General features: G+C 68.0%; 15 protein-coding genes. All 15 read left to right on the plus strand.

Going from position 1 to position 14,368, the window contains the following annotated elements; translation table 11 throughout:
• Positions 1–2 precede the first annotated feature (2 nt).
• The 15 genes from AB3X07_RS10405 (at position 3) to AB3X07_RS10475 (ending at position 14,089) form a co-directional block, all read left to right on the plus strand.
• On the plus strand, positions 3–941 hold the full coding sequence (locus AB3X07_RS10405) for a hypothetical protein (RefSeq protein ID WP_369944427.1): 939 nt from the start codon (positions 3–5) through the stop codon (positions 939–941).
• 260 nt (positions 942–1,201) lie between these two features.
• Positions 1,202–1,435, plus strand: coding sequence for an EexN family lipoprotein (locus tag AB3X07_RS10410; RefSeq protein WP_369944428.1), 234 nt, complete (start codon positions 1,202–1,204; stop codon positions 1,433–1,435).
• 227 nt (positions 1,436–1,662) lie between these two features.
• Positions 1,663–3,660: a conjugal transfer protein TraG gene (locus tag AB3X07_RS10415; protein WP_369944429.1), complete on the plus strand. Its 1,998-nt coding sequence runs from the start codon at positions 1,663–1,665 to the stop codon at positions 3,658–3,660.
• Positions 3,657–4,121 (plus strand): CopG family transcriptional regulator, encoded by a 465-nt coding sequence (locus AB3X07_RS10420; protein WP_369944430.1) that lies wholly within the window; start codon positions 3,657–3,659, stop codon positions 4,119–4,121. Before AB3X07_RS10415 ends, AB3X07_RS10420 begins: the two co-directional genes overlap by 4 nt.
• On the plus strand, positions 4,121–5,146 hold the full coding sequence (gene trbB / locus AB3X07_RS10425) for a P-type conjugative transfer ATPase TrbB (protein ID WP_369944715.1): 1,026 nt from the start codon (positions 4,121–4,123) through the stop codon (positions 5,144–5,146). The genes AB3X07_RS10420 and trbB overlap by 1 nt, the downstream gene beginning before the upstream one ends.
• Entirely contained in the window at positions 5,143–5,526 is a 384-nt protein-coding gene (locus AB3X07_RS10430; protein ID WP_369944431.1) for a TrbC/VirB2 family protein, read from the plus strand. Before trbB ends, AB3X07_RS10430 begins: the two co-directional genes overlap by 4 nt.
• On the plus strand, positions 5,523–5,819 hold the full coding sequence (locus tag AB3X07_RS10435; RefSeq protein WP_369944432.1) for a VirB3 family type IV secretion system protein: 297 nt from the start codon (positions 5,523–5,525) through the stop codon (positions 5,817–5,819). The genes AB3X07_RS10430 and AB3X07_RS10435 overlap by 4 nt, the downstream gene beginning before the upstream one ends.
• Before the next feature lie 9 nt (positions 5,820–5,828).
• Positions 5,829–8,288, plus strand: coding sequence for a conjugal transfer protein TrbE (trbE, locus tag AB3X07_RS10440; protein ID WP_369944433.1), 2,460 nt, complete (start codon positions 5,829–5,831; stop codon positions 8,286–8,288).
• A 12-nt stretch (positions 8,289–8,300) separates the two neighbouring features.
• On the plus strand, positions 8,301–9,056 hold the full coding sequence (gene trbJ, locus AB3X07_RS10445; protein WP_369944434.1) for a P-type conjugative transfer protein TrbJ: 756 nt from the start codon (positions 8,301–8,303) through the stop codon (positions 9,054–9,056).
• Between the two features lie 14 nt (positions 9,057–9,070).
• Positions 9,071–9,379, plus strand: coding sequence for a hypothetical protein (locus AB3X07_RS10450; protein ID WP_369944435.1), 309 nt, complete (start codon positions 9,071–9,073; stop codon positions 9,377–9,379).
• Positions 9,372–10,721, plus strand: a complete 1,350-nt coding sequence (gene trbL / locus AB3X07_RS10455; protein WP_369944436.1) for a P-type conjugative transfer protein TrbL — start codon at positions 9,372–9,374, stop codon at positions 10,719–10,721. The genes AB3X07_RS10450 and trbL overlap by 8 nt, the downstream gene beginning before the upstream one ends.
• Before the next feature lie 12 nt (positions 10,722–10,733).
• Positions 10,734–11,435: a conjugal transfer protein TrbF gene (gene trbF, locus AB3X07_RS10460; protein WP_369944437.1), complete on the plus strand. Its 702-nt coding sequence runs from the start codon at positions 10,734–10,736 to the stop codon at positions 11,433–11,435.
• A complete protein-coding gene (gene trbG, locus AB3X07_RS10465; RefSeq protein ID WP_369944438.1) occupies positions 11,432–12,448 on the plus strand; it encodes a P-type conjugative transfer protein TrbG in 1,017 nt (338 codons plus the stop codon). The genes trbF and trbG overlap by 4 nt, the downstream gene beginning before the upstream one ends.
• Before the next feature lies 1 nt (position 12,449).
• Positions 12,450–13,772: a TrbI/VirB10 family protein gene (locus AB3X07_RS10470; protein ID WP_369944439.1), complete on the plus strand. Its 1,323-nt coding sequence runs from the start codon at positions 12,450–12,452 to the stop codon at positions 13,770–13,772.
• Between the two features lie 98 nt (positions 13,773–13,870).
• Complete coding sequence (locus AB3X07_RS10475; RefSeq protein ID WP_369944716.1) at positions 13,871–14,089, plus strand: DUF2274 domain-containing protein; 219 nt, start codon at positions 13,871–13,873, stop codon at positions 14,087–14,089.
• Positions 14,090–14,368: the final 279 nt, after the last annotated feature.

The following is a 14,368-nucleotide window of genomic DNA, read 5'->3' on the forward strand; positions in this document are numbered from 1 at the left end:
TCATGCATTCCCATTCCAACGTACATGACGCGCTCGCCGCGGCCTTGGCGCCGCTTGCCAAGCCCGGCAGCTTCAAGGACCCGGTGGTGCGCGGGCATGTGCTGCACGTGGCGCAAGCGCTAGCTGCGGTGCGCTGCGCATTGGACGGCAGCGCGCATGCCGTCGCCATCGCGCGCTTACGAGCCCTTGGCGTCACCACGGCGCAGCTTGCCAGGGTTGCGGATCGGCTGCCCCGCGGTCCGCTGCACGGCCTGGTGACGAACAAGGTCCGCGCCTCGACAACTTGGGCGGGCGGCATGCTGGAATACGGCTGGCATGGATTGGCACCCACATCTCAGGTGGCGTGGGGGCTGGGTTTCGATCCCGCGAGTTTCAGCGAGGCCGCGGAAAACCCCACCTTGCACTGGATCGCGAGCGGAACCGTGCCGCTGTACCTGACGCAGTCGTGGCAGGTGCTGGGTGGGGTGATCGATGCCGCATTGCTGCGTGGGCTGGGCGATCTGGCCCGCAGCGTTTGCGATCAACCGGATGTGCGCTGCGCTGTCTTTGCCGGCAGCTATCGGGATACCGTCCAGCAGTTGGAGTGCATGGCCGAGACCTTGCTTGCTATCGACCTGCGGATGCAGGAGTGCGCCTGGATGCTGGCACAGCTGTCAGAGCGGCTGGATCCGCTGGCTGGCCGTGTGCTGTCCGCACTGGACGCGCGGTACAGCGGCGCGGGAGGCCTGCCGGTGGAGTACATCTACGCGGAGTTCGACCAGGTCCAGCAGCACAACCTGAAGTCGTGGTGCGCCGCGCAGCTTCGGCTGCTTCACGTGCGGCTTCTGAATGACGACGGCGGGCTGACGGCCGAGGGCAGCGCTGCGGTAGTGGACGCAAGGCGCCTGCTGTTGAGCGGTGCGTCGAGTCTGGCGATTCGCCACGAGGCCTGCGCTGCCTGACGGCGCGGTCCATTCACTGAGCAAAAGGCACGCGGCAAAGCGGTGCCTTGGCGCGGAACCATTTGCACGCACTTTCGAACTGACTTCTGTCTCAAACTGAAAATCCGCCATTCTTGGAGCGCGCGAACCCGTGTGCACATCGAGACGGCACGACGTTACGATGTGCGCGCTTCGCTTGCCCCTATGTGGGCTGCGAAGCGTTGCACCAACAGGAAGTCTCTGGCGCTACGGCGCCAGCACCAATTCGTGGAGAAGACTTGATGCACAAGACACCCGTTGCAATCCCCTTGCTTGCGATGCTGCTGGCCGGCTGCAGCCCATCGCAACCAGCCGAGACCGTTGATTCGCTGGTGGCCAATCCTGAGCGCCTGAAGGAACTGCGCCGCCAGTGCCGCGAGGAGCGGGAGAAGGTTTCGGACGCGCTATGCGAGAAGGCGGCACATGCCTTCAACCGCCGCTTCCTCGGAGACCGGCCAGAACAGAAGTCGCCATAGCGCCAGGATATGTGGCGCGCGAAGCACGGTGCTTCGCACTCGAATCCCACTACGCCGCAGCGCTCTCGGGCCTGCGGCTTTTTCATTGCTTTCGCTGCCGCTGGAAGTCTGATTTTTTACGTATGAATCCTCGCCAGAACAGTCTTTGACGGTCCCTGGACCTCACACCGATCCTCGCCATCCGGCACGCGCTCGTGCCGGGTACGCAAGGAGAAGTGGAGGCAGGAATGCAGGGTCAAGGGGTGCTGTTCGGACAGGTCGCGATGGTCCTCGGCATGGTGGTTGCCGGGGTCTGGGGTGCGACGCAATGGACTGCCGCGGCCCTGGGCTATCAGGTACGCCTGGGCTCGCCCTGGTTCGACCTCTACGGCACGCCGGTGTATCACCCGTGGCGCCTCTTCGAGTGGTGGTTCTTCTATGACGCCTACGCCTCGCGCATCTTCGACATCGGAGGCGCGATCGCCGGCGGCAGTGGCTTGCTGGCCGTGGTGGTCGCCATCGCGATGTCGGTCTGGCGCTCCCGCCAGTCGCGCCTGGTCACGACGTATGGATCGGCACGCTGGGCGAACGCGGAGGACATCCGCAAAGCCGGCCTCACCGAGCCGGCCGGCGTGTTCCTCGGCCAGCATGACCGCCAGTACCTGCGCCATGAGGGCCCGGAACACGTCCTGACCTTCGCCCCGACGCGCAGCGGCAAGGGTGTTGGCATGGTGGTGCCTACGCTGCTTTCCTGGCCGGCGTCCGCCGTCATCCACGACATCAAGGGCGAGAACTGGCAGATCACCGCGGGCTGGCGCAGCCGTTTCAGCCACTGTCTGCTGTTCAACCCTACGGACGCCGCTTCTGCGGCCTACAACCCGCTGTTAGAGGTCCGACGCGGCGCGCACGAGGTGCGCGACGTGCAGAACATCGCGGACATCCTGGTCGATCCGGAAGGGGCGCTCGAACGCAGAAATCACTGGGAAAAGACGTCCCACGCGCTGCTGGTCGGCGCGATCCTGCATGTGCTCTACGCCGGGCAGGACAAGACGCTGCGCGGCGTCGCCAACTTCCTCAGCGACCCGGCCAGCCCGTTCGAGCTGACGCTGCACCGGATGATGACCACGCCGCATCTCGGCGATGGCCCGCATCCGGTCGTCGCTTCCGCTGCACGCGAAGTCCTGAACAAGTCGGACAACGAGCGCTCCGGCGTGCTGAGCACGGCCATGTCGTTCCTTGGCCTGTACCGCGATCCCACCGTGGCCGAAGTGACGTCGCGCTGCGACTGGCGCATTGCCGACCTCATCTCCGCTGAGTATCCGGTATCGCTGTATCTGGTCGTGCCGCCGTCGGACATCTCGCGCACGAAGCCGCTCATCCGGTTGATCCTCAACCAGATCGGACGGCGGCTGACGGAATCGCTGGACGGCTCCGATGGAATCGAGCGCCGGCACAAGCTGCTGCTGATGCTCGACGAGTTTCCGGCGCTGGGGCGCCTGGACTTCTTCGAGACGGCGTTGGCCTTCATGGCCGGCTACGGCATCCGCAGCTTCCTCATCGCGCAGTCGCTGAACCAGATCGACAAGGCGTACGGGCAGAACCACTCGATTCTGGACAACTGCCATGTGCGGGTGACGTTCTCCACGAACGACGAGCGCACGGCCAAGCGCATCTCCGAAACCCTGGGCACGGCTACGGAGTTGCGCGCGCAGCGCAACTACGCAGGCCATCGGCTTGCGCCCTGGCTCGGCCACCTGATGGTGTCCCGCCAGGAGACCGCAAGGCCGCTGCTCACGCCTGGCGAGGTGATGCAGCTTCCGCCCGACGAGGCGGTGGTCATGGTCGGCAGCAGCCCGCCCATCAAGGCGAAGAAGCTGCGCTATTACGCGGACGCCAACTTCCGGCGGCGCGTACTGCCGCCGCCGGCGCTGGCCATGGGGCGCTATGCCGACGCGCCGCCAGCCCGCCCGGACGACTGGAGCGAACTGGCGATTCCCCCAACGCCCGCGGCACCCGCTTCCGATTCCACGCACGGCTTGGCGTGCGCGGATGACGGTGGCCCGCGCCGACAGCCAGAGCTCGCCGAAAAGGTCGCCTACGCCCCCGAACTGGACGCGGTCGCGAACGACCTCTCGCTGCTCGACGACGAAGACACGCCGCTGCCGCTCCCCGGCCAGCTCGATCCGGCCATGCAGCGCACGGCCCGGCTTGCCTCACTCGACCCTGACGACGGAATCGACCTATGACCCAACACCGCCTCAACCTTTTCGTTCAACCCGAACACGCCAAGCGCCTCGATGAGCTGGCGGCAAAGAAGGGGGTATCCAAGTCCTCCATCGTCGCGGCGGCGCTGGCATCCTGGCTGTCAACGGATGCGGGCGAACAGCGCGAAGCCGCCATCGCCAAGCGCCTGGACCGCCTGTCGCGGCAGCTGGAGCGACTGGAGCGCGACCAGGCCATCCTGATCGAGACGTTGGCGCTGTACGTGCGCTACTTCCTGACCGTCAGCACGTCGCTCCCCGAGGCCCACCAGGAGGCGGCGCGCGCGCAGGGCAGGGCGCGCTTCGAGCAGTTCGTGGAGCAATTGGCCCGACATCTGCTGCGTGGCCGCAGCCTGGTGCGCGACGTCGTGGGAGAAATGCAGCCCGACACCGCGCGCATGAAGGATGCGGTGGCGGCGGCCGAGGTGAAGGAGCGCGCGTCGTGATGCCCGCGGCTGGTGTTCCGACGGCAACCACGCTCGATCGCCGCGTGCGCATGCTGCGCACCGCCATGGGGCCGGTGATCGGCGCCGCGCTGGCCGATGCTGACGTGGTGGAGGTGATGCTCAATCCCGACCGCTCCCTATGGGTCGACCGGTTGTCCCGCGGCCGCGTGCCGTTGGGGGTCGAACTGTCCGAGGCCGACGGGGAACGCATCATCCGCCTCGTGGCAACGCACGTCGGCGCGGAGGTGCATCGCGATCGGCCGCTGCTGAGCGCCGAGTTGCCGGAGACGGGCGAGCGCTTCGAGGGTGTGTTGCCGCCGGCATCGCCGGCACCGGTCTTCGCGCTGCGCAAGCACGCCGCGCACGTCATCGGCCTGGAGCGCTATGTGGCCGATGGCATTCTGGGCGCGGAGCAGGCGGACTTCCTGCGCCGTGCCGTGCGCGACCGGCAGAACATCCTGATCGCCGGCGGCACCAGCACCGGCAAGACCACGCTGGCCAACGCGCTGCTGGCGGAAGTCGCCGCCACGGGCGACCGGGTACTGGTGCTGGAAGACACCGTGGAACTGCAGTGCCTGGCACGCGACCACGTGGCGTTGCGCACGCGGGCTGGCGTGGTCTCGATGACGGACCTGGTGCGCTCCGCGATGCGTCTGCGGCCTGATCGCGTCGTCGTTGGCGAGGTACGCGGCGGCGAAGCGCTGGACCTCGTCAAGGTGTGGGGCACCGGGCATCCGGGTGGCATAGCCACCATCCATGCCGGCTCCGCGCACGGAGCGCTTCTGCGCCTGGAACAACTCATCCTCGAAGTGGCGTTGAACGCCCCACGCGCCCTGATCGCAGAGGCGGTGAACGTCGTCATCCACATCTCCGGACGCGGCTGCAAGCGCCGCGTCGAAAGCATTGCCCGGGTCGTCGGCTTCGACGGCTCGGGCTACCAACTGGCGGACGCCCTGGAAACCCCGCTTCCGGAGCTTCCGCCGGATTCCTCCCCATCCACTGAACCATCTGGAGAACTGCCATGACGCAGGCGCATCTTCCTGCCTTCCGTAATTCCGTACATCCGCGTTCCCGGTCCACGCGGCCAGATCACCTCACTGTGCCAGCAGTGCGTGGCCTTGCGCTCGCGGTCCTGCTGCTGGGGCTGGCCGGCGCGGCGCAGGCCGCCGGCTCGTCGATGCCGTGGGAAGGGCCGCTGCAGTCGATCCTGGAATCCATCCAGGGCCCGGTCGCGCGCATCGTCGCCGTCATCATCATCATCTCGACGGGCTTGGCCCTCGCGTTCGGCGACACGGCGGGCGGCTTCCGCAAGCTGATCCAGATCGTCTTCGGCCTGTCCATCGCGTTCGCCGCGTCGTCGTTTTTCCTGTCCTTCTTCAGCTTCTCCGGCGGGGCCGTCGTATGACGGCGGCCCATGACGCAGCGCCGGGCACGGAGCAGGACGCCTTGCCGGGCTTCGAGGTACCGCTGCACCGCTCTCTGACCGAGCCGATCCTGCTGGGCGGCGCCCCGCGCGCCGTCGCCATCGCGAACGGCACGCTGGCCGCCGCGGTGGGCATGGGGCTGCAGCTCTGGCTACCCGGGCTGCTGCTGTGGATCGCCGGGCATTCCCTGGCGGTGTGGGGCGCGAGGCTGGACCCGCAGTTCACGGAGGTGTTCGCGCGCCACATCAAGCACCAGCCACTGCTGGACGTGTAGGGGGCCGGCATGCTGAACCTTGCCGAATACCGCAAGCGGCCGGCGATGCTGGCCGACTGGCTGCCCTGGGCCGGGCTTGTCGCTCCCGGCGTGGTACTGAACAAGGATGGATCCTTCCAGCGCACTGCGCGCTTCCGCGGGCCCGACCTGGACAGCGCGACACAGGGCGAATTGATCGCTACGTCGGCGCGTTTGAACAACGCGCTGCGCCGGATGGGATCGGGGTGGGCGCTGTTCATCGAGGCCGAGCGGCTGCGCGCCGCGGGCTACCCTTCCTCCGTGTTCCCTGAGCCGCTGTCGTGGCTCGTGGACGAGGAGCGCCGCGCCGCGTTCGAGGAATCGGGCAGCCACTACGAAAGCAGCTACCACCTGACACTCGTCTATCTGCCTGCGGAGGAGTCGCGCGCACGAGCGGCCAGGCTGCTGTACGAGCATCACGCCAGTGATGGCGTGGACTGGCGCGAGCGGCTGCAGGCCTTCGTGGCGGAGACCGATCGTGTCTTCGATTTGCTCGATGGGGTGATGCCCGAGATCGTGTGGCTGGACGATGCGGCCACGCTGGCCTATCTGCATGCCACCGTCTCCACGCGGCGCCATCCAGTGGCCGTGCCGGAGGTGCCGTTCCATCTGGACGCGCTGCTGGCCGATTCCCCGCTGGTGGGCGGCCTGGCGCCCATGCTGGGCGACCGGCACCTGCGTGTCGTGTCCGTGCGCGGATTCCCGTCGTCCACCTGGCCCGGCGTGCTGGACGACCTCAACCGGCTTGGAATCGCCTACCGCTGGTCCACGCGGTATCTCTGCATGGACAAGGCAGAGGCTGAGAAGGAGCTGCGACGGCTGCGCCGGCAATGGTTCAGCAAACGCAAGAGCGTCGTCGCACTGCTGCGCGAAACGATCTTCCAGGAGCAGACGCCGCTGGTCGATACGGATGCCAGCAACAAGGCTGCGGACGCGGACGCGGCCATGCAGGAACTGGGAAGCGACCACGTGTCCTACGGTTACTTCACCGCCACGGTGACGGTAATGGATGCCGATCCGGACGTGGCCGACGAGAAGCAGCGCATGGTGGAGCGCGCCATCCAGGCGCGGGGTTTTGTCACGATCCCGGAAACGCTCAACGCCGTGGATGCGTGGCTGTCGTCCATACCCGGCAATGCCTACGCCAACGTGCGCCAGCCGATCGTGTCCACGTTGAATCTGGCGCACATGATGCCGGTCTCGGCCGTGTGGGCCGGGCCCGAGAAGAACGACCACCTCGGCGGCCCGCCGCTGATCGTCACGCGCACCGATGGCGCCACGCCGTTCCGGCTGGTGACGCACATCGGTGACGTGGGGCACACGCTGGTCGCTGGCCCGACCGGCATGGGCAAGTCGGTGTTGCTCGCCACGCTGGCGATGCAGTTCCGTCGCTACCGCGGCTCGCGCATCTTCGTGTTCGACATGGGGCGCTCGCTGCGCGCCACGGTGCTCGGCCTGGGCGGCGAGCACTACGAGCTTGGTGCGGAGGCCGCGGATCGCCCTGGCGTCGGCGTCGCCTTCCAGCCGCTGGCACGCATCGATCAGGAGAGCTATCGCGCCTGGGCGGCCGAGTGGGTCGAGGGCCGGCTGCTGCATGAGGGAGCGCCTGTCGGCCCCGACGAGAAGGCCGCGATCTGGTCCGCCCTGGGCAGCCTGGCTGGCGCCCCGGTGGAGCAGCGCACGATGACGGGCCTGTCGGTGCTGCTGCAGTCCAACGCGCTGCGCCAGGCCATCGCGCCCTACGTGCTGGGCGGCACGCACGGCCACCTGCTGGATGCCGACCGCGACCGCTTGGGCACTGCCGAAGTGCAGTGTTTCGAGATGGAGGAGCTGATGCACAGCCGCGCGGCGGTGCAGGCGGTGCTGCGCTACCTGTTCGCACGCTTCGACGAGCGCTTCGATGGGGCGCCGACGCTGCTGATCCTGGACGAGGCCTGGCTGTTCCTCGACGAGCCGGCCTTCGCCGCGCGCATCCGCCAGTGGCTCAAGACGCTCAGGAAAAAGAACGTCAGCGTCGTGTTCGCCACGCAGTCGCTGGCCGACATCCAGGATTCGAGCATCGCCCCCGCGATCATCGAAAGCTGCGCCAGTCGCATCTTCCTACCCAACCCGCAGGCCACCGAGCCGCAGATCCGCGGCATCTACCAAGGCTTCGGCCTCAACGCGCGGCAGATAGAGATCGTCGCCAACGCGACTCCCAAGCGCGACTACTACTACCAGTCGCGCCTGGGCAACCGGCTGTTCGATCTCGACCTGGGGCCGGTCGCGCTGGCCTTCGCCGGCGCATCCACGCCGCAGGACCAGCGCGACATCGACAGCGTCCTCGCCGAGCACGGCACGCCCGGTTTCGCGGGCGCCTGGCTGCGCCATCACCGCCTCGATTGGGCGGCCGACCTGCTGCGCGAGTACCCGGGCGCCGCACCCGGCACTGCTCACGCCACCACCCACTGATAGGAGACATCCATGAAGAGCCACACGCCCAAGATCGCGGCCCTCACGGCCGCCTGCATCCTCGCCCTCGGCGCCGCGCAGCCCGCGCATGCGCTGTTCGGTGTCGGCGACATCGTGCTGGACCCGACCAATCTGGTGCAGAACACGCTCACCGCCGTCCGCACGCTGGAGCAGATCAACAACCAGATCCGCCAGTTGCAGAACGAGGCACAGATGCTCATCAACCAGGCGCGCAATCTCGCGAAGCTGGACTTCAGCGTCGTCAACCGCCTGCGCTCCACGCTCGCCACCACCGAGCGCCTCATCGCCGAGGCCCAGGGCCTGGCCTACGACGTGCAGAACATGGACCGCGAGTTCGCGCGGCTGTACCCGCAGCAATACGCCGCCACGGTCAGCGGCGACCAGATGTACCGCGATGCGCGCGAGCACTGGAAGAACACCCTGGACGGCCTGCACACCGCCATGCGCATGCAGGCGCAGGTCTCGCAGAACCTGCGGGACGACGAAAGCGCACTGGCCGACCTGGTCAACCAGAGCCAATCGGCCACCGGTGCGCTGCAGGCCATGCAGGCGACCAACCAGCTGCTGGCCCTGCAGGCCAAGCAGTCCATCCAGGCGCAGCAACTGCAGATCACGCAGGACCGCGCGGCCTCGCTGGAGCTGGCGCGGCAGTCGGCTGCAGCGGAACGCGGGCGCGAGATCACGCGCCGCTTCCTCGGCAGCGGTACGGCGTACACCCCGCAACCGGTGGACTTCTACAGCCGCTGATGGGAGGCCGCGCAATGTCACGCATATCTGTGCTCTTCGTGCTGTGCCTGTTCGGCGCCGCGCTCTCCGGTTGCGGCGTGCCGCAACTGCCGTCGGTGGACGCGCTGGCCGGCGACGCCGAATTGCTCGACACCTTGCGCACGCGCTGCATGCATGGCTCGCCGCCAGGGCGTCCCAGCGACGAGCTGTGCGAGCGCGTAGAGCGCGCCGACCTGCAGCGGCTGCTGTCCGGCCGCAGCGATGCGGGCGAGTACCGCACGCTGGCCGAGATTCCGCCGCTGCCCGCGACCTTTGAACCACCGACGTGGCCGTGCCATGAATGACGTCACGATCATCGACCGCATCCTCGACACCTTCTCGCGCTACATCGATTCGGGCTTCGGCCTGGTGGAGGGCGAGGTGTCGTATCTCACAGCCACGCTGGTCGCGATCGACATGACGCTCGCCGGCTTGTACTGGGCGCTGGGACATGCCTCCGGACAGGGCGAGGACGTGATGGCCCGGCTGATCCGCAAGGTGCTCTATGTCGGGGCCTTCGCCTACATCCTGGGCAACTTCAATCAGCTGGCGGGGATCGTGTTTCGCTCGTTCGCTGGCCTGGGGCTGCAGGCCAGCGGGACGGACATGAGCATGGAGAACTTCCTGCAGCCGGGCAGGCTGGCGAAGGTCGGCATCGATGCGGCGGCGCCCATCCTGGAGCAGGTCAGCGAGATGGCCGGATTCCCGGACGTCTTCATCAACATCACGCCCGTGGTCGTGATGTTCCTGGCCTGGCTCACCGTCATCCTGTGCTTCTTCGTGCTCGCGGTGCAGTTGTTCGTCACGCTGGTGGAGTTCAAGCTCACGACGCTCGCCGGCTTCGTGCTGGTGCCGTTCGCGCTGTGGAACAAGACCGCGTTCCTCGCCGAAAAAGTCCTCGGCAACGTCGTGTCTTCCGGCATCAAGGTGCTGGTGCTGGCGGTGATCGTGGGCATCGGCACGGGCCTGTTCGCCGAGTTTCAGGTGCATCCCGACGAACCCTCGATCGACCACGCCCTGGTCATCATGCTCGCCTCGCTCACGCTGCTGGCACTGGGCATCTTCGGCCCGGGCATCGCCACCGGGCTGGTGTCCGGCGCGCCGCAGCTGGGAGCGGGTGCCATGGCGGGCGCGGCGGTGGGCGCGGCAGGCACCGCCGTCGCCATCGGCGCTGCAGCGACCGGCGTGGGCAGTGCCGTTGCGGCCGGGGCGCGCATGGCGCCGGCTGCGGCCCGCGCACTCGACCGCGGGGCCAGCGCAGCGGCCGGGGCAGCGGGCCGGGCTCAGTCCATCTTCCGCGCCGGCTCCGCTGCCGCTGGCGGCGGCCCGGAAGGCACCGCCGCCGGTCTCGGGCAGGTCGCGCGTGCCGGCATGCGCGCGGCGGGCAGGAGGGCGGCGGCTGGTGTCCAGTCCTTCGAGCAGCGCATGGCTGCAGCGTTTGATACCGGAGCCGCGGGCAGTGTCGGCGGCGACGCCGGTGCCGACGCTCCCGCACGCGGCACCGATCCGCCACCGCAGCCCGCCTGGGCGAAGCGGATGCACCGCCGCCAGCAACTCGGCCATGCCGCCGGCACCGCAGCGAACGCGCTGCGCGGCGGCGATGGAGGCGGATCTTCCCAAGGGCCGCGTCTCGATCCCGATTCATAAGGAGGTTTTCCCATGCGATTCAAACGACCGCGGGTGCGGTACGGCGACACCCCGCAGCCCACCACCCCCTATCAGGCCGCGGCACAGGCCTGGGACGAGCGCATCGGCTCGGCCCGCGTGCAGGCGAGGAATTGGCGTCTGATGGCCTTCGGATGCCTCGGACTGGCGCTCGCGCTGGCCGGCGACCGCATTTGGCATTCCACGCAGTCGCTCGTCACACCCTACGTCGTCGAAGTGGACAAGGAGCACGTGCGCGCCGTGGGCGAGGCGGTCACTCCGTACCAGCCCACCGACGCGCAGATCGCCTTCCACATCGCGCAGTTCATCACCCGTGTGCGCTCGCTGTCCGTCGATCCGGTCGTGGTGAGACAGAACTGGCTCGATGCCTACAGCTACACCACGGACAAGGGGGCCGGCGTGCTCAACGACTTCGCCCGCTCCAACGACCCGTTCGCGCGTGTCGGCAAGGAGTCGGTGACCGTGCAGATCGCCAGCGTGGTCCGCGCCAGCGATTCCTCGTTCAACGTGCGCTGGACCGAACAGCGCTTCGCCAACGGCGCGCCGGTCGGCACCGAGCGCTGGACCGCCGTCGTCTCCATCGTCCTGCAGCCTCCGCGGACCGAGCAGAAGCTGCGCAAGAACCCACTGGGTATCTACGTCAACGGCCTCTCGTGGAGCCGTGAACTCGATGCCCCCGAAGGAGCCAAGCCATGAAATCGTGTTTCCGTATTTCCGCATCCGTGCTTGCTGCAATGGTCACCCTGGCCGGTTGCGCATCGCAGGGCCGGCCCGCGCCGCGTATCCCGCTCGACGAGCCGGTGCAGGCGCAGCCGCTGCCCGAGCCGCCGAAGCCTGTCGAAGTGGTGGAGGTGCCGAAGGTGCTGCCCATGCCGGCACAGATGAAGCCGCTGCCGGCTGCCGATGAGACCAAGCCACCGCCGGAGCCGGCGGATGAGGCGGTGCGCGTCTCCCGCGCCAACGCCGAGGCGCGCGTCGCGCCCACGCGGGAGGGTTATGTCAACGCGATCCAGGTGTGGCCCTACACCGATGGCGCCCTGTACCAGGTGTACACGGCCGCAGGGCGCGTCACCGACATCGCGTTGCAGCCCGGTGAGGAACTGGTCACCGTGGCCGCGGGCGACACCGTGCGCCGGATCGTGGGGGACACCACCAGCGGCAGCGGCGCCGAGCAGCGGGTGAGCATCCTGGTCAAGCCCATCCGCGCGGGCCTGCACACCAACCTCGTCATCAAGACCAGCCGCCGCACCTATCTGCTGGAGCTGACCTCCACCGAGAAGGCGTGGATGGCGTCCGTCTCCTGGGACTATCCCAAGGACCGCATGCTGGCCTTGAAGCGCCAGGCCCAGGCCGCGCAGGCGGCTGCGCCGGTCGATGCCGGTCTCTCGCTGGAGCAGATCCGGTTCCGCTACGCGATCACCGGCAGCAATCCGTCATGGAAGCCGCTGCGTGCATTCGATGACGGGCAGAAGGTGTACATCCAGTTCCCACCCGGCATCGCGCAGGGCGAGCTGCCGCCGCTGTTCGTCATCGGCGCCCAGGGCGATGCGCAACTGGTGAACTACCGCTTCCGCTCTCCGTACTACGTCGTTGATCGCCTGTTCGGCGCGGCCGAACTGCGCCTGGGAGGCGGCAAGAGCGCGGACGGCAAAGCGGGCGAGGGCGAGGTGGTGCGCATCGAACGCACGGATGGCCAGCGGAGGAACTGACATGGTTCAGGACGACCTGCCCAACAGCGGCGCCGCGCAGCGGCCCGCCAAGGTGGCGCCGGAGACCGTCGCGCTGCGCGCCCAGCCGCGCGCCGTGACCCGGCTCAACCGCCGCACGCTCGCGGTCCTGATCGGCGGCCTCTCCGCCGCCGTGCTCGGCGCGCTCATGTGGTCTCTGCAGCCGCAGCGGCGCGCAGCCACCGAACAGCCCGAGCTCTACAACGTCGATCGCATCGCCAAATCCGATGGGCTGGACGCGCTCCCGAAGGACTACTCGCAACTGCCGCCGGCTGCCTCCAAGGTGCCTGAGTTGGGGCCACCGCTGCCCGGCGATCTGGGGCCGGCCATCCTCAAGTCGCAGCAGCAACCCACGGTGGCGACCTACTCGCCGCCTGGCCAGGACGCCGCGGCGGCCGAGCGGGACGCGCTGCGCAAGGAGGCCGAAGCCGCTGCGGGATCGTCGGTGTTCTTCCGCACCGGCAACAACCGTCCGGGGACGGCCGTGGCCTCCGCAGCGCCGCCTGCCATGGGCGCTGCGGCGCCGCCTGCGTCCGCGCTCGCGGCCTTCGATCCGCTCGCCGCAGGACCGGCTTCGATCGCGCCGCAGGCCAACGATCCCGCTACCGTACAGAACCGGCAGGACCAGAAAGAGGCTTGCCTGAAATCCGGAACGCCGGATACCCACAATTCCGGAAAGCTGCATATGCCCGCATCGCCGTACCAGGTCATGGCCGGAGAGGTGATCCCTGCCGCCCTGGTCACCGGCATCCGCTCGGACCTGCCCGGCGACGTCATCGGCATCGTGACCGAACCTGTGTACGACACCGCCACGGGCCAGCACCTGCTCATCCCGCAGGGTTCGCGCATCTTCGGCCGCTACAACAGCCAGGTCAGCTACGGGCAGAGCCGCCTGCAAGTGGTGTGGAACCGCATCATCCTGCCCGACACGTCGTCGCTCACGCTCGACAACCTCGTGGGCACCGATCCGGCAGGACACGCGGGCCTGGAGGATGGTGTGGACCGGCACTGGGACCGCCTGCTGGCCGGCGCGGCGCTCACCACGCTGCTGGGCGTGGGAGCCGAACTGGCCGCGCCTAAGCACCGCCAGGACGGCAACCGCATCGTCATCGCCGGCCGGGATGGGCTGCAGGACTCCGTGAACCAGGTGGGGCAGGAGCTGACCCGCCGGAACCTCAACGTGCAATCCACCTTGACGGCGCGTCCTGGGCTGCCGGTACGCATCATCGTCAACCGGGACCTGGTGCTGCGGCCGTACCAGCCGATCTTCTTCGCCAATGGCAAACCACAGGGAGCATCGCAATGACCCAAGGCAACGACAGCGTCCAGGCCAACGACAGCGGGAAGAGCGAAGCGCGCGGCAGTGGCAGCAGTGCCGCGCGTGCGTCGCAGAACCGCCGCAAGCTGCGGCTGGGGCCGCTGCCGAGGACCGACAGCACCAAGATCACCTTCACGTGCCCGGCCAGCCTCAAAGCGGACCTCGACCGCTATGCCGCACTGCATGGGCAGACCTACGGGGAGACGGTCGATGCGGCTGCGCTGGTTCCTTACATGCTGGAAGCGTTCATGGCGGGGGACAGGGGGTTCAGGAAGAGCGGTACGGCTCGGAATAGATCGCCATAGTCGGCGGTCCAGGCGAGGTGTCGGCGCATGCGGCTGAAGGCTTCTCCGACACCTTCGACCTTGCGAGCGGTTCCTCGCCAGCTAAGGAGTTTGCTGCGTTGGAGTTGACCGAAAGATGCAATGGAGAAACCTCAGCATATGCGAAGAGGGAGATGGAAGGTGGTCTGCCTGCGCTGGAGGGGGCGATTGCCTGCGTCGTTGTGGTGGTCTAGTATTAGTCGGCAGTGCTGACAGGGATCGTCGTATGCGCAACGTGGATAACCCGTTTACCGCATTGCT

Source organism: Xanthomonas sp. DAR 35659 (assembly GCF_041242975.1).
Taxonomy (GTDB): Bacteria; Pseudomonadota; Gammaproteobacteria; order Xanthomonadales; family Xanthomonadaceae; genus Xanthomonas_A; species Xanthomonas_A medicagonis.